This window comes from Streptomyces sp. SCSIO 75703, assembly GCF_036607905.1.
Taxonomy (GTDB): Bacteria; Actinomycetota; Actinomycetes; order Streptomycetales; family Streptomycetaceae; genus Streptomyces.
The window spans coordinates 5,534,454-5,556,533 of sequence record NZ_CP144555.1 but is presented as its reverse complement, the minus strand read 5'-3'; the positions used below and the strand labels follow the sequence as shown (position 1 = coordinate 5,556,533).

At 71.3% G+C, this 22,080-nt stretch carries 17 protein-coding genes and 1 pseudogene; 6 read left to right on the top strand and 12 right to left on the bottom strand.

Translation table 11 applies throughout. The features are described from left to right. Positions 1-54: 54 nt before the first annotated feature. Positions 55-1,065: a LacI family DNA-binding transcriptional regulator gene (locus tag VM636_RS24460; protein WP_030418081.1), complete on the top strand. Its 1,011-nt coding sequence runs from the start codon at positions 55-57 to the stop codon at positions 1,063-1,065. 57 nt (positions 1,066-1,122) lie between these two features. Here the strand turns inward: VM636_RS24460 and prcA are convergent, their stop codons facing one another. The 6 genes and pseudogenes from prcA to arc form a co-directional block, all read right to left on the bottom strand. Next, positions 1,123-1,896 (bottom strand): proteasome subunit alpha, encoded by a 774-nt coding sequence (prcA, locus tag VM636_RS24455; RefSeq protein WP_053913519.1) that lies wholly within the window; start codon positions 1,894-1,896, stop codon positions 1,123-1,125. A gap of 61 nt (positions 1,897-1,957) precedes the next feature. Then, entirely contained in the window at positions 1,958-2,803 is an 846-nt protein-coding gene (prcB, locus tag VM636_RS24450) for a proteasome subunit beta (protein WP_030418079.1), read from the bottom strand. Next, positions 2,755-2,943 (bottom strand): annotated as a pseudogene (locus VM636_RS24445) (endonuclease domain-containing protein); the annotation flags it as partial. The gene prcB and the pseudogene VM636_RS24445, both read right to left, overlap by 49 nt. 136 nt (positions 2,944-3,079) lie before the next feature. After that, complete coding sequence (locus tag VM636_RS24440) at positions 3,080-3,298, bottom strand: ubiquitin-like protein Pup (protein WP_018848997.1); 219 nt, start codon at positions 3,296-3,298, stop codon at positions 3,080-3,082. A gap of 178 nt (positions 3,299-3,476) precedes the next feature. Further along, entirely contained in the window at positions 3,477-4,988 is a 1,512-nt protein-coding gene (gene dop / locus VM636_RS24435) for a depupylase/deamidase Dop (RefSeq protein WP_338485728.1), read from the bottom strand. 235 nt (positions 4,989-5,223) lie between these two features. Then, positions 5,224-6,990 carry a proteasome ATPase gene (gene arc / locus VM636_RS24430; protein WP_030418077.1) on the bottom strand — a complete coding sequence of 589 codons (1,767 nt, stop codon included), beginning with the start codon at positions 6,988-6,990 and terminating at the stop codon, positions 5,224-5,226. A 257-nt stretch (positions 6,991-7,247) separates the two neighbouring features. On the opposite strand from arc, the gene VM636_RS24425 reads away from it, so the two are divergent. After that, a complete protein-coding gene (locus VM636_RS24425) occupies positions 7,248-7,553 on the top strand; it encodes a ferredoxin (RefSeq protein ID WP_030418076.1) in 306 nt (101 codons plus the stop codon). A gap of 70 nt (positions 7,554-7,623) precedes the next feature. On the opposite strand, the gene VM636_RS24420 is transcribed toward VM636_RS24425, so the two are convergent. The 3 genes from VM636_RS24420 to VM636_RS24410 all read right to left on the bottom strand — a co-directional run bounded on the left by VM636_RS24420 (position 7,624) and on the right by VM636_RS24410 (position 11,176). Further along, positions 7,624-8,199: a hypothetical protein gene (locus tag VM636_RS24420; RefSeq protein ID WP_030418075.1), complete on the bottom strand. Its 576-nt coding sequence runs from the start codon at positions 8,197-8,199 to the stop codon at positions 7,624-7,626. Positions 8,200-8,406: 207 nt separating this feature from the next. Continuing rightward, positions 8,407-9,309, bottom strand: a complete 903-nt coding sequence (locus VM636_RS24415) for a tRNA (adenine-N1)-methyltransferase (protein ID WP_030418074.1) — start codon at positions 9,307-9,309, stop codon at positions 8,407-8,409. 103 nt (positions 9,310-9,412) lie between these two features. After that, positions 9,413-11,176, bottom strand: coding sequence for a site-2 protease family protein (locus VM636_RS24410; protein WP_338485725.1), 1,764 nt, complete (start codon positions 11,174-11,176; stop codon positions 9,413-9,415). Between the two features lie 208 nt (positions 11,177-11,384). Between VM636_RS24410 and VM636_RS24405 the strand changes: the two genes are divergently transcribed. Beyond that, positions 11,385-12,362 (top strand): RecB family exonuclease, encoded by a 978-nt coding sequence (locus tag VM636_RS24405; RefSeq protein ID WP_030418072.1) that lies wholly within the window; start codon positions 11,385-11,387, stop codon positions 12,360-12,362. Positions 12,363-12,376: 14 nt separating this feature from the next. Then, complete coding sequence (locus tag VM636_RS24400) at positions 12,377-13,048, top strand: response regulator transcription factor (RefSeq protein WP_030418071.1); 672 nt, start codon at positions 12,377-12,379, stop codon at positions 13,046-13,048. 93 nt (positions 13,049-13,141) lie between these two features. Here the strand turns inward: VM636_RS24400 and VM636_RS24395 are convergent, their stop codons facing one another. The 3 genes from VM636_RS24395 to metH all read right to left on the bottom strand — a co-directional run bounded on the left by VM636_RS24395 (position 13,142) and on the right by metH (position 19,545). Further along, positions 13,142-14,749: an ABC transporter substrate-binding protein gene (locus VM636_RS24395; protein WP_053913526.1), complete on the bottom strand. Its 1,608-nt coding sequence runs from the start codon at positions 14,747-14,749 to the stop codon at positions 13,142-13,144. A gap of 442 nt (positions 14,750-15,191) precedes the next feature. Then, complete coding sequence (locus VM636_RS24390) at positions 15,192-15,893, bottom strand: HAD family phosphatase (protein ID WP_030418069.1); 702 nt, start codon at positions 15,891-15,893, stop codon at positions 15,192-15,194. A 139-nt stretch (positions 15,894-16,032) separates the two neighbouring features. Then, on the bottom strand, positions 16,033-19,545 hold the full coding sequence (gene metH / locus VM636_RS24385) for a methionine synthase (protein ID WP_030418068.1): 3,513 nt from the start codon (positions 19,543-19,545) through the stop codon (positions 16,033-16,035). A 382-nt stretch (positions 19,546-19,927) separates the two neighbouring features. On the opposite strand from metH, the gene VM636_RS24380 reads away from it, so the two are divergent. Together VM636_RS24380 and VM636_RS24375 are read left to right on the top strand one after the other, a co-directional pair. Continuing rightward, positions 19,928-20,692, top strand: a complete 765-nt coding sequence (locus tag VM636_RS24380) for an IclR family transcriptional regulator (protein ID WP_030418067.1) — start codon at positions 19,928-19,930, stop codon at positions 20,690-20,692. Between the two features lie 532 nt (positions 20,693-21,224). Continuing rightward, positions 21,225-22,022: an MIP/aquaporin family protein gene (locus VM636_RS24375; protein ID WP_030418066.1), complete on the top strand. Its 798-nt coding sequence runs from the start codon at positions 21,225-21,227 to the stop codon at positions 22,020-22,022. Positions 22,023-22,080 lie beyond the last annotated feature (58 nt).

The window sequence follows — 22,080 nt, the reverse complement described above, 5'->3', positions numbered from 1 at the left end:
GCCATACGTACCATGTCGGCTGTTCACGAGTCCAGACGAAAGCGCAGGCGAGCGGTGGCACGCAGCAGCACCCGTCCCACGAGCCGGGACGTCGCCCGGGTCGCCGGCGTCTCCCAGGCCGCGGTCTCCCTGGTGCTCGGCGACAAGTGGCGCGGGCGGGTCTCGGAGCCGACCGCGCGGCGGGTCCGGGAGGCGGCGCGGGAGCTGGGCTACCGCCCCAACCTGGCCGCCCGCAATCTGCGCCTGGGCCGCACCCGTACGGTGCTCCTGGTCGTGCCGGCGCTGACCACGGAGTTCTTCGCGGGCGTCTACACGGGCGCCGCGCGGGTCGCCGCGGAGCACGGCTTCGGCGTGGTCCTCTACCCGTCCCCGGAGGGCGTCGGCCCGGCCAAGGACCCCTTCGCCTCGGCGCAGGCCGCCCTGGACGGCGTCATCGCCTCCTCGATGGCCGCCGACGCGCTCAGCGCGATCCGCGGCGACCAGTTGCCGCTGGTGATGCTGGACAGCGACCCCGAGGGCAGCCTCGGCGCGGCGACGGTCAACCTGGACATCGCGGACGGCATCCGCCAGGTCGCGGACCACCTGCTCGACCTCGGGCACCGGCGTTTCCTGCACCTGGCGGCGGACGTCCCGTCCTGGACCTTCGAGGTCCGCGCCGACGCCCTGGCCGCCCGCCTGGCGGCCGTGCCGGACGCGGTGCTGCGCACGGTCCGGGCCCCCATCTCCATCGAGGGCGCCCAGGCCGCCACCGAGGCGGCCCTGCGCGCGACGGGGTTCCGTGCCACGGCCCTGGTCTGCGACGACGACAAGCTGGCGGCCGGCGCCTACAAGGCGGCCCGGCGCGCGGGCCTGCGCATCCCGGACGACCTCTCGGTCACGGGCCTGGACGACCTGGGCCTGGCGACGGCCATCGACCCGGAGCTGACCACGGTCCGCCTGGACGCCGAGCTCTTCGGCGAGCGCGGCATGCGCGCCCTCCTGGCCGTGCTGGAGGGCGTCGCCCCGCAGGAGGGCGACATCCCCGTCACCCTCGTCCCCCGGGCCTCCACGGCCCCGCCTCCGTAGTCCCCGCCGGGGCGCCGGACGAGGATGCCGGCGGGGGCCGCGGACACCGCCAGGGGGCTACTCCTCGGCCGTGTCGCCCTCGGTCCCGGCAGCGGAGCCGGCGTCGCCTTCGGCTTCGGCGGAGGAGCCCGCCCCCGCCTCCAGCAGCCGCACGAGCTGCCCGCCCACGATCCGCTTGAACTTCCGCATCTGCGGCCGGGTCCGGTCCAGCACCGCCACCTCCAGCCGCTCCGCGGGGATCTCCCGCTCGCTGCCGTTGGTGTCCCGCGACAGCGCCTGCACGGCCAGCCGGAGGGCCTCCGCGAGGGTCATGCCGTCCCGGTGGCGCTGGTCCAGGTAGCTGCTGATCTGCTCCGCGTTGCCGCCGACGGCGACGGACCCGTGCTCGTCCACGATGGAGCCGTCGTGCGGCAGCCGGTAGATCTGGTCGCCCTCGGGCCGCTCGCCGACCTCGGCGACGACCAGTTCGACCTCGTACGGCTTCTCCGCGGAGCTGGAGAAGATCGTGCCGAGGGTCTGCGCGTAGACGTTGGCCAGTCCGCGGGCGGTGACGTCGTCCCGGTCGTAGGTGTAGCCGCGCAGGTCGGCGTAGCGGACGCCGCCGATGCGCAGGTTCTCGTACTCGTTGTACTTGCCGGCGGCGGCGAAGCCGATCCGGTCGTAGATCTCGCTGAACTTGTGCAGCGCGCGGGACGGGTTCTCGCCGACGAAGACGATGCCGTCGGCGTACTGCAGCACCACGAGGCTGCGTCCGCGGGCGATGCCCTTGCGGGCGTACTCCGCGCGGTCGGCCATGGCCTGCTGGGGTGAGACATAGAACGGCGTCGACACCGGTTATCCGTCCCTTTCTGTCGAAGTCACTGGACCACCTGTCACCATCGTGGGCCGCCGGTCACAGCAGCGCGGCCCGCGGCCCGTCGGGCTGCTCCAGGCGGCGCTCCAGGACCGACCGGGACAACGCGGAGGACTCGTCCTCGGTCAGCCGTCGGAAGCCGTCCTCGGTGATCACAGTGATGATCGGGTAGATCCGGCGGGCGACGTCGGGGCCACCGGTCGCGGAGTCGTCGTCGGCCGCGTCGTAGAGGGCCTGGACCACGAGGGTCGTGGCCTGCTCCTCGGTGAGTTCGCCGTGGAAGAGCTTCTTCATCGCGCCGCGGGCGAAGACGGAGCCCGAGCCCGTGGCCGCGAAGTGGTACTCCTCGGAGCGCCCGCCCGTCACGTCGTAGGAGAAGATGCGGCCCTTGCCGCGGTCCACGTCGTACCCGGCGAAGAGCGGCACCACCGCGAGGCCCTGCATGGCCATGCCGAGGTTGGAGCGGATCATGGTGGAGAGCCGGTTGGCCTTGCCCTCCAGGGAGAGCTGCGCGCCCTCGACCTTCTCGAAGTGCTCCAGTTCGAGCTGGAAGAGCTTGACCATCTCCACGGCGAGCCCGGCGGTGCCGGCGATGCCCACGGCCGAGTACTCGTCGGCCGGGAAGACCTTCTCGATGTCGCGCTGCGCGATGACGTTGCCCATGGTGGCGCGACGGTCGCCGGCGAGCACCACGCCGCCGGGGAACGTCACGGCCACGATCGTGGTGCCGTGCGGCGCCTCGACCACGCCCTGCACCGGCGGGAGCTGACGGTTGCCCGGGAGCAGCTCCGGCTGGTGCTCGCCGAGGAAGTCCATGAAGGAGGAGGACCCAGGCGTCAGGAAGGCAGCTGGTAGACGCCCGGTGCTACGAGTGTTGGCTTCCACGCGATTCCTTCCACATGTGCGGCAGCCCGCCGTCCCAGGTCGGGCCGATCCTTGAACTGCCCCAGCTCAGCGTCGTGACTGGAGCACGGTACGCCACGGACCCTACCCGCGTCGCGGCGGTGATCCACCTCCTGCGCGGGAACCCGGAAGGAACACCACGGCCCCCCGGCGAGTGCCGCGTGCGGCACGGGTCTCCCGCACCGCACGCGACGTCTCACACTCCGCTCATCCGTCACTCGTCCGGCTCATGAACCTTCGAAACGAAGGTGGCCGCGACTACTGTCCACCCTTTTGGACGAAGGACCGCACGAAGTCCTCCGCGTTCTCCTCCAGGACGTCGTCGATCTCGTCCAGGACGGAGTCCACGTCGTCGCTCAGCTTCTCCTGCCGCTCCTTGAGATCCTCGGCGGCCTGCGCGTCCTGCGCCTGCTCCTCGACCTCCTCGGTGGAACGCGTGGCCTTCTGCTGCCCGCCGCCGGTGTCCTTGGTCGCCATCACCCTCACCCCGCTCGGTTCGCCCGACACAGTTGCTCGGTTGTGATCAGACCCTACAAGCCGGGTCCGACATCGGCCCCGCGAAATCCTCGCGTGCGGGGCCCACCTCGTTGGTTCCCGGATCCGGGTGCCCGCACCCGGATCCGGCCGTCTTCCGCCGTGTGGTCGCCGGGCCCGGTCAGCCGCCGGAGAGGACCCTGACCAGGTCCTCCGCGGTGCGGCAGCGGTCCAGCAGTTCCTTGACGTGCTGACGCGTGCCGCGCAGCGGCTCCATCGTCGGCACCCGCTGGAGCGAGTCCCGGTCCGGCAGATCGAAGATCACCGAGTCCCAGGAGGCCGCGGCCACGTCGTCCGCGTACTGCTCCAGGCAGCGCCCGCGGAAGTAGGCGCGGGTGTCCTCGGGCGGCTTGGTGCGGGCCCGCTCGACATCCGCCTCGTCCAGCAGCCGCTTGATGCGCCCGCGCTCCACCAGCCGGTTGTAGAGGCCCTTGTCGGGGCGTACGTCCGCGTACTGGAGGTCGACCAGGTGGAGCCGGGCCGCGTCCCAGTCGACGTCGTCCCGGCGCCGGTAGCCCTCCATCAGCTCCCGCTTGGCGACCCAGTCCAGTTCGCCGGCGAGGCTCATGGGGTCGTTCTCCAGCCGGTTGAGGGTGTCCTCCCACCGGCCGAGGACGTCCTTGGTCTGGTCGTCGGCGTCGGCGCCGTACCGTTCCTCGACGTACTTGCGCGCCAGCTCGTAGTACTCCATCTGGAGCTGGACGGCGGTCAGCGTGCGACCGCTGCGCAGGGTGACGAGGTGTTTCAGTGAGGCGTCGTGCGAGACCTGGTGCAGGGCACGCACGGGCTGGTCGACGGCGAGGTCCACGGCGATGAAACCGTCCTCGATCATCGACAGCACCAGAGCGGTCGTACCCAGCTTCAGATAGGTCGAGATCTCCGACAGGTTCGCGTCGCCGATGATCACATGCAGTCGCCGGTACTTCTCCGCGTCCGCGTGCGGTTCGTCGCGCGTGTTGATGATGGGCCGTTTCAGGGTGGTCTCCAGCCCCACCTCGACCTCGAAGTAGTCCGCGCGCTGGCTGATCTGGAAGCCGTGTTCCTGCCCGTCCTGGCCGATGCCCACGCGGCCGGCCCCGGCGAAGACCTGGCGGGAGACGAAGAAGGGCGTCAGGTGGCGCACGATGTCGGAGAAGGCGGTCTCCCGCTTCATCAGGTAGTTCTCGTGCGTGCCGTACGAGGCGCCCTTGTTGTCGGTGTTGTTCTTGTACAGGTGGATCGGCTGGGCGCCGGGGAGCTGCGCGGCCCGCTCGGCGGCCTCGGCCATGATCCGTTCGCCGGCCTTGTCCCACAGCACGGCGTCCATCGGGTTGGTGACCTCCGGAGCGCTGTACTCCGGGTGGGCGTGGTCCACGTAGAGCCGCGCGCCGTTGGTGAGGATCACGTTGGCCAGGCCGATGTCCTCGTCCGTGAGCTGGCTGGAGTCGGCGGCCTCACGGGCGAGGTCGAAGCCCCGCGCGTCCCGCAGCGGATTCTCCTCCTCGAAGTCCCAGCGGGCCCGGCGGGCCCGGTGCATCGCCGCCGCGTAGGCGTTGACGATCTGGGAAGAGGTGAGCATGGCATTGGCATTCGGGTGACCGGGAACGGAGATGCCGTACTCCGTCTCGATGCCCATTACTCGCCGTACGGTCATGCGGCCCTCCTTGCCCGGCGGCGCCCTCGGTCGTGGACGCCGCTCACGTACCGCTGGCGCTCCGATGCGTGTGCGGTGCCCGTCCCCGCAGTGCGCGACTCGGCGGTACGAAAGAGCCTAGAACGCCTCTGCGCTGGTGGGGAGATCATTTGCGTCATTGCTTCGCTCCGGCCGTGTCCCCCGAAATCAGTCGGCTGCGGGTACCCGCCCAGGGCACCCGCAGCCGCCCTGACTTTTACAGGTACTGACCGGTGTTCGCCACCGTGTCGATGGACCGTCCGGTGTCCGCGCCCTGCTTTCCGGTGACGAGCGTACGGATGTAAACGATCCGTTCGCCCTTCTTTCCGGAGATGCGGGCCCAGTCGTCCGGGTTGGTGGTGTTGGGAAGGTCCTCGTTCTCCTTGAACTCGTCCACGCACGCCTGGAGCAGGTGGGAGACGCGAAGGCCCTTCTGGGTCTTTTCCAGGAAGTCCTTGATCGCCATCTTCTTGGCGCGGCCCACGATGTTCTCGATCATGGCACCGGAATTGAAGTCCTTGAAGTAGAGGACTTCCTTGTCGCCATTGGCGTACGTGACCTCCAGGAAGCGGTTCTCCTCGGATTCCGCGTACATCTGCTCGACCGCCGTCTGGATCATCCCCTGGACGGTGGAGCCCCGGTCGCCCGCGTGCTCCGCGAGGTCGTCCTCGTGCAGCGGGAGGCGCTCGGTGAGGTACTTGCCGAAGATGTCCGTGGCCGCCTCGGCGTCCGGACGCTCGATCTTGATCTTCACGTCGAGCCGGCCGGGCCGCAGGATGGCGGGGTCGATCATGTCCTCGCGGTTGGAGGCACCGATCACGACCACGTTCTGCAGGCCCTCCACACCGTCGATCTCGGCGAGGAGCTGGGGGACGATGGTGTTCTCCACGTCCGAGCTGACGCCGGAGCCGCGGGTGCGGAACAGGGACTCCATCTCGTCGAAGAAGACGATGACGGGGGTGCCCTCGCTCGCCTTCTCCCGGGCCCGCTGGAAGACCAGGCGGATCTGCCGCTCGGTCTCGCCGACGTACTTGTTCAGCAGCTCGGGGCCCTTGATGTTGAGGAAGAAGCTCTTGCCGGCGGCCTGGCCGGTCACCTCGGCGACCTTCTTGGCCAGCGAGTTCGCCACGGCCTTGGCGATGAGCGTCTTGCCGCAGCCGGGCGGGCCGTAGAGGAGGACGCCCTTGGGCGGCCGCAGCTCGTGCTCCCGGAACAGGTCGGGGTAGAGATAGGGGAGCTCGACCGCGTCGCGGATCGCCTCGATCTGTCCGCCGAGGCCGCCGATCTGCTCGTAGCCGATGTCGGGGACCTCTTCGAGGACCAGTTCCTCGACCTCGCTCTTCGGCACGACCTCGTAGACGTAGCCGGAGCGGGGTTCGAGCAGGAGGGCGTCGCCGGCGCGGATGGTGACGCCGCGCAGCGGCTCCGCCAGCCTGACCACGCGCTCCTCGTCGGTGTGGCCGAGGACCAGCGCGCGCTCGCCGTCCTCCAGGATCTCCTTGAGGGTGACGATGTCGCCGACGCTCTCGTACTCCATGGCCTCGACCACGTTGAGCGCCTCGTTGAGCATCACTTCCTGGCCGCGCCGCAGCTCGTCGAGCTCGACGCTCGGGCTCACGTTCACCCGGAGCTTGCGGCCGCCGGTGAAGATGTCGGCCGTGCCGTCCTCGTTCGCCTGAAGGAAGACGCCGAAGCCGGCCGGTGGCTGGGCCAGCCGGTCGACCTCCTCCTTGAGGGCCACGATCTGGTCGCGGGCCTCGCGGAGCGTATGGGCCAGCCGCTCGTTCTGGGCGGACACGCCGGCCAGATTGGTCTGCAACTCGACGATCCGCTCTTCGAGAATTCTCGTGTGCCGCGGAGAATCGGCGAGCTTGCGGCGCAGGACGGCGATCTCCTGCTCAAGATAGGCCACCTGCCCGGCCGGGTCCTCGGACCCTCGACCCGGGCGGATGCCGCGGTTCATGTCGTCGTCGTGGGCTGCCACGGTCCTCACCTCCTCCAAGGGGAGCTGGACGCTTCCAGACCCTACCTGCGTGGGTGTCGATTGAAACCCCTAGATCACAAAGACGGTGGGGGTGTGTCCGATCTTCACCCTTGCGCTCTCCCTCACGCCAGGGGAATACCCACCGAACGTGAAGGGAACCCAGGCGGAGGTAGGGTCGAACTGTTCAACACCCGTCGGAGCTGGCCGGATTCCCGGACCACCCGACGTGGTGCGAGGGCCGTACAGGGCAGGGAGAGATGAGCGTGGAACAGGGTGCCGGGACCACCGGTGAGGCGCTGGAGGTCTGGATCGACCAGGACCTGTGCACCGGTGACGGCATCTGCGCCCAGTACGCGCCCGAGGTGTTCGAGCTGGACATCGACGGTCTCGCCTACGTCAAGGGCACGGACGACGAGCTGTTGCAACACGCGGGGGCGACCACGCCCGTACCGCCGGCCCTGCTGACCGACGTGGTCGACTCGGCGAGGGAGTGCCCCGGCGAGTGCATCCACGTACGGCGCGTTTCGGACAAGGCCGAGGTCTACGGTCCCGACGCGGAGTGACCCTTCCGTGACGTTCCGCACGCGCGCGGGAGGCCGGTGCCGCCGGAGCGGGCCGTGCGGGCGCCGTCGCTCAGACCGTCCTGGCCGGTGCCGGCGTGCCGCGCAGGAACGCGCCGTCCTTCCACCGCCACATCACGTCGTCGGTGACGTCGGGACAGCAACTGGGCACATCGGACGAGGAGTAGCCGAGCATCGTGGCGAGCACCGCGCCGTCGCGGATCCGCAGGTCGGTGACGGTGCGGCGCTCGCGGGTGGCCACCAGGGTGGCCACGACGCGGGGGGCGTTGCCGCTGTCCAGGGTGAGGACGTACACGGCGTCGGGCGGGGTGCCCATGGGCGCGTCGCAGTGCACCGCGACCACCGTCTCGGGCACGCCGTCGCCGTCGAGGTCGCCGGAGGCGGTCTTCTGCACCAGCGCCTCGACGGGACCGCACTCCAGCGGGAAGACGGCGTCGGTCGGATCGGGCGGCGCGGTCCGCTGCGGGGCGCTCTTCGTCCGGGGGGCCGCGGGCTGCGCGGCCGTCGCGGCGTCGGGCTGGAGGAACGAGGAGAGCGCGACCACACCGGCGAGCGCCGCGGCGGTGGCGACCCAGTGGATCGGCCGGGTGTGCGTGTGGGACAGCTCCGGAACGGCGGGGTGCTGCACGAGGAGGGTCTCCTGTGAGGGCTGTGCCGGTGGGGGTGGCCAGCATCGTGCCACACGTCACAGTGGGAGGGAACGGTGGGGTGGGTACGCTTCCGCGCTCGCTCGCGGCCCACTGCCCCGTCCAACGCGGCGGCGCCGTGGCGAAGTTCCCGGTGTGTCCGGGGAACTCCGTCACGGCGCCCTGGGGTTGTGCGCGGCGCGGGCGGCTCAGCGGCCGGCGCCTCCGTCGGCGTTGGGACCGGAGTAGTCCTCGCCGTAGGCGCCCTTGGCGGGACGGCGGCGGCGCATGGGCGGCTCCACGCCGTCGGCGAGGCGCCGGGCGGTGAGCAGGAAGCCGGTGTGGCCGATCATGCGGTGGTCCGGGCGGACGGCCAGGCCCTCGATGTGCCAGTTGCGGATCATCGTCTCCCAGGAGGTCGGCTCGTTGAAGCAGCCGATCTCGCGGATGGACTCGACGGTCCGCGCGAGCTGGGTGGTGGTGGCGACGTAGCAGCAGAGGATGCCGCCGGGGACGAGGGCCTTGGAGACGGCGTCCAGGCACTCCCAGGGGGCGAGCATGTCGAGGATGACCCGGTCGACGTCGGTGTCGGACAGGTTGTCCTGGAGGTCGCCGACGGTGAGCTGCCAGGCGGGGTGGGGGCCGCCGAAGTAGCGCTCCACGTTCTGCCGGGCGATGTCGGCGAAGTCCTCGCGCCGCTCGTAGGAGTGCAGCATCCCCTGGTCGCCGATGGCACGGAGCAGGAAGCTGCTGAGCGAGCCGGAGCCGACGCCGGCCTCGACGACGCGCGCGCCGGGGAAGATGTCGGCGAAGGCGAGGATCTGTCCCGCGTCCTTCGGGTAGACGACGGCCGCCCCGCGGGGCATGGACAGGACGTAGTCGGGGAGCAGGGGGCGCAGCGCGAGATAGGCGACGTTGCCGGTGGTGCGGACCACACTGCCCTCGGGAGCGCCGATCAGCTCGTCGTGCGGGAAGGAACCCTTGTGGGTGTGGAAATTCTTCCCTGCTTCGAGCGTGAAGGTGTAGTGGCGGCCCTTGGGGTCGGTCAGCTGTACCTGGTCCCCGACCGTGAAGGGCCCGCGCCTGCGGGCGGCACCGGTCGGTTCGGACATGTGACCAGCCTACCGGTCCCCGGGGCACCGCCCGACCACGCGGCGGGGCGGGGCCGGGCGGGCGCGGTCCGGCCGGGTCCGGGGGCCGGTCACGAGGGGCCGGTCACGAGGGGCGGGCCATCGCCTTGACGAACGCCTTCTCCACGTCCGCCGCGGAGAGCACGCCGTAGATCGCGCCGGACTCCTCGACGACCAGGTACTCGGTCGCCGGGGTGGTGCGCAGCGCGTCGAGGAGTTCCTCGCCGGACAGCTCGGCAGAGACGCGCATGCCCTCGGTGATGTCGTGGGCCAGGGTGCTGACCGCGACCCAGGGGCGGCGGTGCTCCGGCACGCCGACGATGGCGGCCTCCCGGACCAGGGAGACGGGGTGGCCCTCGCCGTCGACGACGACCAGGGCGCGGGCCCCGGAGGCGTTGGCGCGGCGCAGCGCCTCCGACAGGGGCGTGTCGCCGGGGACCGGGACCGCGCGCCGGGTGAGGGCGCGGGCGCGCAGCTCGGGGAGGTGTTCGCGCAGGCGGGCCATGCGCAGGCTGTTGCCGGCGCCGGTCCAGATGATCGCGGCGAGGATCGCGGCCAGCAGCGCGTCCATCACCGTGTCCATGCCGACGCTGTTCTGCGCGGGCGAGCCGAGCGCCCCGGACTGGGTGAGCAGCGGCAGGCCGATCAGGACGGAGACGGCGAGCGCCCGGCCGACCCAGGCGGCGGCGACCGTACCGCTCATCGGCTTGCCGGTGATCTTCCAGACGACGGCGCGCAGCATCCGGCCGCCGTCCAGGGGGAGGCCGGGGAGCAGGTTGAAGACGGCCACGATGAGGTTGGAGATCATCAGGCCGGCCAGGAGCACGCCGGGGACGGTGCCCGGTTCCACGCCGAGCAGGGCGCCGTAGAAGACTCCGGCGAGGACGAGGGAGAGCAGCGGTCCGACGAAGGCGAGGACGAACTCGCGGCCCGGGGTCTCGGCCTCCTTCTCGATCTCGGAGACGCCGCCGAAGAACTGGAGCTGGATGCGGCGCACCGGGAGTTTGAAGCGGAGCGCGATGACGGTGTGGGCCAGCTCGTGGATGAGCACGGAGGCGTAGAACGCGACGGCGAAGAAGAGCGAGACGAGGTAGCGGGCGGCGCCGAGTTCGGGCAGTACGCGCTCCAGCTGGCCGCCGAAGACCCAGGTGATCAGGATGGCGACCAGGAACCAGCTCGGGGCGACGTACACGGGGACGCCGAAGAGCCGCCCCATGAGCAGCCCTCCCCCGGGCTCGGGCCGTTGCGGGGGCTTGCCGGGACCCTCGCCGGTGCCGCCGGTGTGGGCCTCGGAGCGGGGGGCGCCGGGACCGCCGGGGGCACCGGTGCCGCCGTCCGTGTGGGCCTCGGAGCGGGGAGCGCTGGGGGTGGGGTGCTCGACGGGGCCGGCGTGGCCGCCGGCGTGCTGGTGGTGGGCGGAGTGTTCGGGGTGCGCGTGGTCACGGTGGTGGCGGGGGCCGTCGGAGGTCTCCCCCGTGCCACCGGTCCCCCTCGTACCACCGGCCTCTTCCGAACCGCCGGTCCCCCTCGTACCACCGGCCTCTTCCGAACCGCCGGTCCCCCTCGTACCACCGGTTTCTTCCGTACTGCCGGCGCCTCGGGTCTCGTCCGTGTCCTCGGGCTCACCGGCACCACGGGCCTCGCGCGCGCCCTCGTCCGCGCGCTCCGGGGGTTCCGGTCGCTCCGCGTGTTCCGGGCGCTCCCCGCCGTCCGTGCCCCCGGTGGCAGCCCCGGGGGTCGTGGGGTCCGGGTGCTCGGGGCCGGCGGCCGGGGTTCCGGGCCCAGTGTGGGGCTCGGCCGGCTGGTCGTCGCCGGACCGCGGGTGCCCGCTCCCGCCGCTCACGTTCACGGTGTCCCCTCGTTCGAAGCGTCTTCCGCGCCTGCCGGGCGGAAGGGTCTCGTGTCGATGGTATGCGGCCGGGGCGCCCCGTTCCGCCCCGGCACCCCCTGGCGCCCCCGTGGCATCCCCGGCTCGTTCCCGCCCCGCCCCGCCGCACGCCTCGGCCCTCACCACCGCGGCTGGGTCACTGTCGGTGGCGGGCCGTAAGGTCTGGGGCATGGAGACGAGCACCGAGGGCGCCGCGGACGCGTCCGGTCCCGCCGCGGCGGCGGCCACCGCCCCCGCGCCCCCGTCCACCCCGGCACCCGAGTCCGCGCCGGGCGCCGCCCCCGTGCCCGTCGCCCTGCCCCCCGCCTCGCTGTCGCCCTCCCGCGCCGGCGACTTCATGCGGTGCCCGCTGCTGTACCGCTTCCGGGTCATCGACCGGCTGCCCGAGAAGCCGAGCGAGGCGGCGACCCGGGGCACCCTGGTCCACGCGGTGCTGGAGCGGCTGTTCGACGCCCCGGCGGCGGAGCGGACCGCGCCGCGGGCCAAGGCCCTGGTCCCGGGTCAGTGGGAGCGGCTGCGGGAGACCCGGCCCGAGGTCGTGGAGCTGTTCGCGGACGATCCGGGGGGCGAGCGGCTGGCCCGCTGGCTCGGGGAGGCCGAGCGGCTGGTGGAGCGCTGGTTCACCCTGGAGGACCCGAGCCGGCTGGAGCCGGCCGAGCGGGAGCTGTTCGTGGAGGCCGAGCTGGACTCCGGACTGCGGCTGCGCGGCATCATCGACCGGGTCGACGTGGCGCCCACCGGCGAGGTGCGGATCGTCGACTACAAGACGGGCAAGGCGCCCCGGCCGCAGTACGCCGAGGAAGCGCTGTTCCAGATGAAGTTCTACGCGCTGGTGGTCTGGCGGCTGAAGCGGGTGGTGCCGCGGCGGCTCCAGCTCGTCTACCTCGGCAGCGGTGAGGTGCTCACCTACGATCCGGTCCCCGCCGACCTAGAGCGCGTCGAGCGCAAGCTGCTGGCGCTGTGGGACGCCATCCGGCTGGCGACGGAGACCGGGGACTGGCGTCCGCGGCCCACCCGCCTGTGCGACTGGTGCGACCACCGGGAGCACTGCCCGGAGTTCGGCGGCACTCCCCCGCCCTACCCGCTGCCCGTCGTGAGGGCGGCCCCGTCCGGCGGCCCGCCGCAGGGCAGAATGGGCCCGGACTAGCGAAGGAGACTCACGTGGCCATCCGCGTCCTACTCGTCGACGACCAGCCGCTGTTGCGCACGGGCTTCCGGATGATCCTGGAGGCCGAGCAGGACATCGCGGTCGTCGGGGAGGCGGGAGACGGCCTCCAGGCGCTCGATCAGGTGCGGGCGCTCCAGCCCGACGTGGTCCTGATGGACATCCGCATGCCGCGGATGGACGGCGTGGAGGCCACCCGGCAGATCACCGGACCCGAGCGGGACGGCCCGGCCAAGGTGCTGGTGCTGACCACCTTCGACCTCGACGAGTACGTCGTGGAGGCCCTCAAGGCGGGCGCCAGCGGCTTCCTGCTGAAGGACGCCCCGGCCAACGAACTCGTGCAGGCGATCCGGGTCGTCGCCGGCGGGGAGGCGATGCTCGCCCCCTCCATCACCCGGCGGCTGCTCGACAAGTACGCCACCCACCTGCCCTCCGGCGAGGAGCCGATGCCGGACACCCTGCACACGCTGACGGACCGCGAGGTGGAGGTGCTCAAGCTGGTCGCCCGCGGCCTGTCCAACGCGGAGATCGCCGCCGACCTCTTCGTCAGCGAGACCACCGTCAAGACGCACGTGGGCCATGTGCTGACCAAGCTGGGGCTGCGCGACCGGGTGCAGGCCGCGGTGTACGCGTACGAGAGCGGACTGGTGCGTCCCGGCGCGCAGTAGCGTCCGGGAGCGCGGGCCGGGTGCCGCAACGGCGTGGGGCGCCCCCTTCCTCCGGGAAGGGGGCGCCCCACGTGTCGTACGGGTCCGGTGCGCTCAGCCGCTGACGCCCCGGTTCAGCTCCCAGAGCTGGAGCGTGGAGGAGGAGTTGAGGGCGTAGGCCGTGCCGGTGATGTCGTCGCGGGCGGCGACGTACTGCTTGCCCTGCCACAGCGGGATCAGCGGGACGTCCGCGGCGATGATGTCCTGGATCCGCGTCAGGCTGCCGGCGGCGGAGAGCCGGTCGGCCTCCCGCCGGGACTGCGGGATGAGGCTGTCGATGACCTCGGCGTTCGCGTACGGCGAGTTGAGGGTGTTGTCCTTGTCGAGGAACGGCGCGATGAAGCTGTCCGCGTCGGGGAAGTCCGGGAACCAGCCCATGCCGAAGACGTCGTACTCGCCCTTCAGCTCGGCCGAGCGGAAGTCCTTCCAGGGCGTGCCCTTGATGTCGACGTCGAACAGGCCGCTGCCGTTGAGCTGCTTCTGGAGCTGCTCGAACTCGTCCTTCGTCGCGGCACCGTAGTGGTCGGTGGTGTAGTGCAGCGTCAGCTTCAGCGGCGTGGTGATGTCGACGTCGGCGTCCTGCAGCATCTGCTTGGCCTTGTTGACACTCGGGTCGCCGTACGTGTTGAAGAACGAGTTGGAGTGGCCGGTGATGCTGGCCGGGACCATCGAGTACAGCGGTTCGGCCTGCGAGCCGTAGACCTCGGAGACCAGTTCGCTGCGGTTGATGACCTGGGCCATCGCCTGGCGCACGGCCTTGGCCTTGACGGTCGGCGCGTCCGTGTTGAAGGCAAGGTAGCGGATCTCCAGGCCGGCGACCTCGATGAGGGAGACCTCGCCGCCGGTGGTGGTGGAGAGCTTCTGGATCTGCGACGGCGTCATGGCACGTGTCATGACGTCGATGTCACCCTTCTCGATGGCGTCGCCCATGGCCTCGGCGTCGGCGAAGGAGACCATCTCGACCTTGCTGTTGTTCACCTTGAGGCTCCCCTTGTAGTGGGGGTTCCTGGTGAACACGGCCTTGACCAGCTCGCCGTCCTTGACCTCGCTCTTCAGGCGGTACGGACCGGAGCCGTCCACCGCGAAGCCCTCGCGCAGCTTGTCCTTCTCGTAGTCGTCGGGGTTGACGATGCCGGCGACCGGGGTCGACAGCTTGAACGGGAAGGTGGCGTCGGCGGTGTTGAGGTGGAAGACGACCTCGCGGTCGCCCTGGGTCTCCACGGTGTCCACGGTGGAGAGCAGCGCGTAGACCTGGCTGTCGGCCTCGATGGCCAGGGCGCGGTCGATGGAGTACTTCACGTCGGCCGCGGTGACGGGGTCGCCGTTGGCGAACTTCAGGCCGTCGCGCAGGGTGCACGCGTAGCGCTCGGAGGCGGTGTCGGTGAAGCCGCACTTCTCGGCCGCCTCGGGCACCGGTTCGCCGTCGCCGCGCGGCTGGGTCATCAGCGTCTGCACGGTCTGCCGAAGGATGTTCCAGGAGCCGACGTCGTAGGCGTACGCCGGGTCGAAGGGCGCGGGAACCTCCTTCGAGGCGGTGAACCGGTCCGTGGTGCCGACGACGATCGCACCGCCGCCACTGCCACCGTCGGACCCGCCGCAACCGGCGAGCACCGGCGCCAGCAGGCCGACGACGGCCGGCAGCACCAAAGTCTTACGGTTCATGCTCGAGTTTCTCCAGAGCTGTCGGTCCGTGTATCCGGCATGCAGGGGTGTCGCGGCGGATCACGGGGATAGTTGCCGAGGTTCTCGCCACGAGATTAGTCCGCGCCCGCACGCGGACTCACAGCCACCGGAGTTGAGGGCTCATCACGGAGCGAAACCGGGTGTGGACACACCGAAAACCCGACAGAGGAAGGATTCGTGCAGCCTCTCCCCAATCGGGACACATGGCCCCCCCGAAAACCTCTCCGGCACGATCGGCAGCACAATCTGCGCGCCCTGTCGACCCCCCAGGGGGTGGGAAACGTCACATCAACCCCCTCGGGTGCGGACCCACGTATTCGGTGATATGCGGCACCGGAAAATACGGGTCACGGGCCTGCGTTCCAGCAGACGCCCCTTACCGGAATTCGGCTGTTATCGAGACCGCACGCTGAGTGAAGGACTAGCGCATTCGCGTCATCAGGCCGTGCAGGAAATTCAGGTCCACCTCTTCCAGCGAGCCGACCACGGTGCGGCGGTGGGCCGGGGTGATGGGGTGGACGGAGGGCACGGCCACGACGTGGCAGCCGGCGGCCTCGGCGGCGGCGACCCCGGTCGCGGTGTCCTCGACGACGGCGCAGCGGACCGGATCGACGCCGAGACCCTCGGCGGCGGCCAGGTAGGGATCGGGGTGCGGCTTGGTCCGCGGGACCTCGTCGCCGGCGACGCTGAGCGCGAAGTGCTGGGGACCGAGGGTGGTGAGCACCCGGTCGATGATGCGCCGGTGCGAGGCGGACACCAGGGCCGTCGGGATCTCGTGGGCGGAGAGTTCGGCGAGCAGGCGGTGGGCGCCGGGCATCAGCGGCAGATCGCGGTGGATGCGCTCCTCGAACCCGTCGTTGAGCAGGACGCTCAGCTCGGCGAGGGAGATGTCCGCGCCGGTGGCCTCGATCAGGAATCCCGCGCTGCGGCTCATGGGGCCGCCGACGACGACGTGGCGCCAGGAGTCGTCGAGGGTGTGGCCGAGGGAGGCGAAGACCTCGGTCTCCACGTCCCACCAGAAGCCCTCGGTGTCCACCAGGGTGCCGTCCATGTCGAGGAGCACGGCCTGCAGGGCGGAGCCTTCGGCCGTACGGGTGCCGAGCGCGGGAACCGTACTGGTCATCCACGTACCTCCTTGGGGGACGAGCAGGCCGGTTCCCACGGGGGGAACCGGCCTGCAGGGGACCGACCAGTGTACGTCGTGCGGGACCGGAACGCCGGGTGTGGCGTCCGGGACCGCCCGGACGGAGGAGCCGGCGGGGTCAGCGGGCGTTGAAGTACTTCGCCTCGGGGTGGTGGATCACGATGGCGTCGGTGGACTGCTCGGGGTGGAGCTGGAACTCCTCCGAGAGGTGCACGCCGATGCGCTCGGGGCCGAGCAGGTCGGCGATCTTCGCGCGGTCCTCCAGGTCGGGGCAGGCCCCGTAACCGAGGGAGAAGCGGGCGCCCCGGTACTTCAGGGCGAACATGTCCTCCATTACGGCCGGGTCCTCCCCGCCGAAGCCCAGTTCGGCGCGGACCCGCGCGTGCCAGTACTCGGCGAGGGCCTCGGCGAGCTGCACCGACAGTCCGTGCAGTTCGAGGTAGTCGCGGTAGGCGTTGGCCTCGAACATGCGGGCCGTCTCCTCGCCGATGCGGGAGCCGACGGTGACGATCTGGAAGCCGACGACGTCGGTCTCGCCGGACTCCTCGGGGCGGAAGAAGTCGGCGAGGCACAGGCGCCGGCCGCGCCGCTGGCGGGGGAAGGTGAAGCGGGTGCGCTCGTTGCCGGAGTCGTCCAGGACGATCAGGTCGTCGTCCTTGGAGACACAGGGGAAGTAGCCGTAGACGACGGCCGCCTCCAGCAGGTTGTCGGTCTGGAGCCGGTCCAGCAGTCCGCGCAGCCGGGGCCGGCCCTCGGTCTCGACGAGTTCCTCGTAGGTGGGGCCCTCGCCGGTGCGGGCCTGCTTCAGTCCCCACTGCCCCTTGAAGAGGGCGCCCTCGTCCAGCCAGGAGGCGTACTCCTTGAGCTGGATGCCCTTGATCACCCGGGTGCCCCGGAAGGGGGGCTCGGGCAGGGGGTTGTCGGTGGCGACGTCGGAGCGGACGTGGCCCTCCTCGGGGCGCTCCTCGACCTCGACGGCCGCCGCGCGGACCCGGCGCCGGCGCAGTTCCGGCAGTTGGGCGCCGGGCACGCCGCGCTTGATGCCGATGAGCGCGTCCATCAGCCGCAGGCCCTCGAAGGCGTCGCGGGCGTAGCGCACCTCGCCGTCGTAGATCTCGTACAGGTCCTGCTCGACGTAGGCGCGGGTGAGGGCGGCGCCGCCGAGGATCACGGGGAACTTGGCGGCCAGCCCGCGCTGGTTCAGCTCCTCCAGGTTCTCCTTCATGATCACGGTGGACTTGACCAGGAGGCCGGACATGCCGATGACGTCGGCCCGGTGCTCGTCGGCGGCCTCCAGGATGGCGGAGACCGGCTGCTTGATCCCGAGGTTGACGACGTTGTAGCCGTTGTTGGAGAGGATGATGTCGACGAGGTTCTTGCCGATGTCGTGCACGTCGCCGCGGACGGTGGCGAGCACGATGGTGCCCTTGCCGTCCTCGTCCGTCTTCTCCATGTGCGGCTCCAGGTGGGCCACGGCCGCCTTCATCACCTCGGCGGACTGGAGCACGAAGGGCAGTTGCATCTGTCCGGAGCCGAAGAGTTCGCCGACCACCTTCATGCCGTCCAGGAGCGTCTCGTTGACGATCTCCAGCGCGGGACGGGTGGTGAGCGCGGTCTCCAGGTCCTCTTCGAGACCGTTGCGCTCGCCGTCGATGATGCGGCGCTTGAGGCGCTCGTCCAGCGGCAGCGCGGCCAGTTCCTCGGCCTTGGACGCCTTGAGGGACTTGGCGGTGGCGCCCTCGAAGAGCTGCATGAGCTTCTGCAGCGGGTCGTAGCCCTCGCGGCGGCGGTCGTGGATCAGGTCCAGGGCGGTGGTGACCTGCTCCTCGTCGAAACGGGCGATCGGCAGGATCTTGGAGGCGTGGACGATGGCCGAGTCCAGGCCGGCCTTGACGCACTCGTCGAGGAAGACCGAGTTGAGCAGGATGCGGGCGGCCGGGTTGAGACCGAAGGAGATGTTGGAGAGACCGAGCGTGGTCTGCACCCGGGGGTGGCGCCGCTTCAGTTCGCGGATGCCCTCCAGGGTGGCCACGCCGTCGCCCCGGGACTCCTCCTGGCCGGTGCAGATGGTGAAGGTGAGGCAGTCGATGAGGATGTCCTCCTCGCGGATGCCCCAGTTGCCGGTCAGGTCGGCGATGAGCCGTTCGGCGATCTCGACCTTCTTCTCGGCGGTGCGGGCCTGGCCGACCTCGTCGATGGTGAGCGCGATCAGGGCGGCACCGTGCTCCTGGGCCAGCCGGGCGACCTTGGCGAACCGGGAGTCGGGGCCGTCCCCGTCCTCGTAGTTCACCGAGTTGATCACGGCCCGGCCGCCGAGCCGTTCGAGCCCGGCGCGCAGGACGTCGACCTCGGTGGAGTCGAGCACGATGGGCAGCGTCGAGGCGGTGGCGAACCGTCCGGCCAGTTCCCGCATGTCGGCGACGCCGTCGCGGCCCACGTAGTCGACGCAGAGGTCGAGCATGTGGGCGCCCTCGCGGATCTGGTCGCGGGCCATCTCCACGCAGTCGTCCCAGCGGCCGGCGAGCATGGCCTCGCGGAACTTCTTCGAGCCGTTGGCGTTGGTGCGCTCGCCGATGGCCAGGTACGAGGTGTCCTGGCGGAACGGCACGGTCTGGTAGAGCGAGGCGGCGCCCGGCTCGGGGCGCGGGTCGCGCTCGGCGGGGGTGAGGCCGCGGACCCGCTCGACGACCTGGCGCAGGTGCTCGGGGGTGGTGCCGCAGCAGCCGCCGACCAGCGAGAGGCCGTACTCCCGGACGAAGGTCTCCTGGGCGTCGGCGAGTTCGGGGGCGGTGAGCGGGTAGTGGGCGCCGTCCTTGCCGAGGACGGGGAGTCCGGCGTTGGGCATGCAGGACAGTGGGATGCGCGAGTGGCGGGCCAGGTAGCGCAGGTGCTCGCTCATCTCGGCCGGGCCGGTGGCGCAGTTCAGGCCGATCATGTCGATGCCGAGCGGTTCCAGGGCGGTCAGCGCGGCGCCGATCTCGGAGCCGAGCAGCATCGTGCCGGTGGTCTCGACGGTGACGGACACGATCACCGGCAGGTCGAGGCCCAGGGCGTCGAGGGCGCGGCGGGCGCCGAGCACGGACGCCTTGGTCTGGAGCAGGTCCTGCGTGGTCTCCACCAGCAGCGCGTCGGCGCCGCCCGCGACCAGTCCCTCGGCGTTGCGCTGGTAGGCGTCGCGCAGGGTGGTGTACGGGGCGTGGCCGAGGGTGGGCAGCTTGGTGCCGGGTCCGATGGAGCCGAGGACCCAGCGCGGGCGGCCGTCGCGGGCGGTGAACTCGTCGGCGACGTCGCGGGCGACGCGGGCGCCGGCCTCGGAGAGTTCGTGGACGCGGTCGGCGATGTCGTACTCGCCGAGGGCGGAGTGGTTGGCGCCGAAGGTGTTGGTCTCCACGCAGTCCACGCCGGCCGCGAAGTACTCCTCGTGCACCGAGCGGACGATGTCCGGCCGGGTCAGGTTCAGTACCTCGTTGCACCCCTCGAGCTGCTGGAAGTCCTCCAGCGTGGGGTTCTGCGCCTGGAGCATGGTGCCCATGGCGCCGTCGGCCACCACCACGCGGGTGGCGAGCGCCTCGCGGAGGGCGGAGACACGGGTCCGGGTGTCGGCGGACGGGGTGGACGGCGACGAGGCCATGAAGGGGCTCCCTAGAATGCGACGGCTGTCGGCTTTGCGCCGGCCCGGCACCGCCCCCAGGGGACGTCCGGGACCACACGCACGGCGCCAGCCTAGCCGGGACCGGCGGACGGCGGGCGGGGGCGTCCACGAGACGGACGCGTCCGGCGGCCGGAATGCGCTCGGAGAGGTGACGTCGCAGGGCCGGGCGGCGGTGCCGGTCCGTCGGTGGGCGGCCGGCGGGCCGCCGGCCGGGCGGGGGTGGGACAGTGGCCCGCCGACCATTGGCGGGAGGTCGGCATCGACCGGTAGTGTTCGGCATTGCCGAACGGCGTCTGTGACGCCGGAGCTGCGGTCGGAGAGACGCCGGGAGCGGCGGTCCAGGAGACGGAGGCGTACGTCGATGGCTCGGAACATCCAGTCGCTCGAACGGGCGGCCGCGATGCTGCGCCTGCTCGCGGGCGGTGAGCGCCGGCTCGGCCTGTCGGACATCGCCTCGTCGCTGGGCCTCGCCAAGGGCACCGCCCACGGCATCCTGCGCACCCTCCAGCACGAGGGCTTCGTCGAGCAGGACGAGGCGTCGGGCCGGTACCAGCTCGGGGCCGAACTGCTGCGCCTGGGCACCACCTACCTCGACGTGCACGAGCTACGGGCCCGCGCCCTGGTCTGGACGGACGACCTGGCCCGCTCCAGCGGCGAGAGCGTCCACCTGGGGGTACTGCACCAGGGCGGGGTCCTGGTGGTGCACCACGTCTTCCGCCCCGACGACAGCCGCCAGGTGCTGGAGATCGGCGCCATGCAGCCGCTGCACTCCACGGCGCTCGGCAAGGTGCTCGCCGCCTACGACCCGGTCGCGCGCAGCCAGGCCCTGGAGGGCGAGCGGGAGGCGTTCACCGACCGCACGGTGTGCGGCGCCGAGGGGTTCGAGCACGTGCTGGACCTCACCCGCGCGCGGGGGTACGCGGCCGACGTCGAGGAGACCTGGGAGGGCGTCGCGGCCATCGCCGCGCCCATCCACGACCGGCGCCGGATGCCGGTCGGCGCGGTGGGGGTCACCGGCGCGGTGGAGCGGCTGTGCCGGGACGGGGAACTGCGGCCGGAGCTGATCGCGGCGGTGCGGGACTGCGCCCGCGCGGTCTCCCGGGACCTGGGCGCGGGACGGTTCTGAGGACGGGCCCCGACCCGTTCCCCTCCGAGACCCCTCCCCCTCCCGGACCCCGCCCCGCTCACGGACCCCACCCCCTCTCGCCCCAGGCCACCCCACCCCCCTCTCGCCCCAGGCCACCCCGCCCCGCTCACGGGCCCGCCTCCTGACGGCCCGGCCGGTGACGCCCCGCCTCCCGACGGCCCGTCCGCTGACGACCCGCCCGGTGACGACCCGCGCCCTGACGACCCGCCCTCTGACGACCCGCCCGGTGACGGTGCGGCCGTGCCCGGCGGTTTTCGCCCGCCCTCTTTCCGGGGACTGATAAGAGACGGCGATCAATCGGCTTCACGTTTCCGATAACGGAACCCTTGACGCATGACGGACGCCAGGCAAGACTCCCGTCCATCGGTCGGCATTGTCGAACACCTTCCGGACATACGCGTTAGAGTGTGGCAACGCCAAGGGCCGCCATCGCTCTCACACCGAGGGCGCCGGAACACCCGGAGGGACCCGGGGTTCGGCTTCCCCTGGACGAAGGACAAAGGAGTCGCGGGTGTCCAGCTCCGACATCTTCATCGGCGAGACCATAGGGACCGCCATACTGATCCTGCTGGGCGGCGGCGTGTGTGCCGCCGTCACCCTCAAAGCGTCCAAATCCCGCAACGCGGGCTGGCTCGCCATCGCCTTCGGGTGGGGCTTCGCCGTGATGACGGCCGTCTACATATCGGCCCCGCTCTCCGGCGCCCACCTCAACCCCGCCGTGACCGTCGGCATCGCGTTCAAGGACGGCCGGTGGAACGACGTCCCCGTGTACCTCGCCGGCCAGTTCCTCGGCGCCATGATCGGCGCGACCCTGGTCTGGGCCGCCTACTACGGACAGTTCCACGCCCACCTCACCGACCGCGAGATCGTCGGCGGTCCGGGCGCGCAGAAGACCTCCGCCGCCAAGGCCGTCGAGGCGCGGGAGAAGGGGGCCGGCCCGGTCCTCGGCGTCTTCTCCACCGGCCCCGAGGTCCGCAACGCGGCGCAGAACCTCACCACGGAGATCATCGGCACCTTCGTCCTGCTGCTCGCCGTCCTCACCCAGGGCCTGAACGACGAGGGCAACGGCCTCGGCACCCTGGGCGGGCTGATCACCGCGCTGGTGGTCGTCTCGATCGGCCTCTCGCTGGGCGGACCGACGGGATACGCGATCAACCCGGCCCGCGACCTCGGACCGCGCGTCGTGCACGCCCTGCTGCCGCTGCCCAACAAAGGCGGCTCCGACTGGACCTATGCCTGGGTGCCGGTCGTCGGCCCGCTGATCGGCGGCGCCGCCGCGGCGGGCGTCTACAACCTGGCGTTCGCCTAGGCACCCGGCCCGGCCCGCCGCACGGCACCCGCCGTACCCGCCGGTTCGCCCCCGACCG

Coding starts and splice junctions, on each gene's coding strand:
- VM636_RS24440 (WP_018848997.1), bottom strand. CDS start 3,298: ATGGCGACCAAGGACACCGGCGGCGGGCAGCAGAAGGCCACGCGTTCC.
- dop (WP_338485728.1), bottom strand. CDS start 4,988: ATGACCGTACGGCGAGTAATGGGCATCGAGACGGAGTACGGCATCTCC.
- VM636_RS24425 (WP_030418076.1), top strand. CDS start 7,248: ATGAGCGTGGAACAGGGTGCCGGGACCACCGGTGAGGCGCTGGAGGTC.
- VM636_RS24415 (WP_030418074.1), bottom strand. CDS start 9,309: ATGTCCGAACCGACCGGTGCCGCCCGCAGGCGCGGGCCCTTCACGGTC.
- VM636_RS24405 (WP_030418072.1), top strand. CDS start 11,385: ATGGAGACGAGCACCGAGGGCGCCGCGGACGCGTCCGGTCCCGCCGCG.
- VM636_RS24395 (WP_053913526.1), bottom strand. CDS start 14,749: ATGAACCGTAAGACTTTGGTGCTGCCGGCCGTCGTCGGCCTGCTGGCG.
- VM636_RS24390 (WP_030418069.1), bottom strand. CDS start 15,893: ATGACCAGTACGGTTCCCGCGCTCGGCACCCGTACGGCCGAAGGCTCC.
- metH (WP_030418068.1), bottom strand. CDS start 19,545: ATGGCCTCGTCGCCGTCCACCCCGTCCGCCGACACCCGGACCCGTGTC.
- VM636_RS24380 (WP_030418067.1), top strand. CDS start 19,928: ATGGCTCGGAACATCCAGTCGCTCGAACGGGCGGCCGCGATGCTGCGC.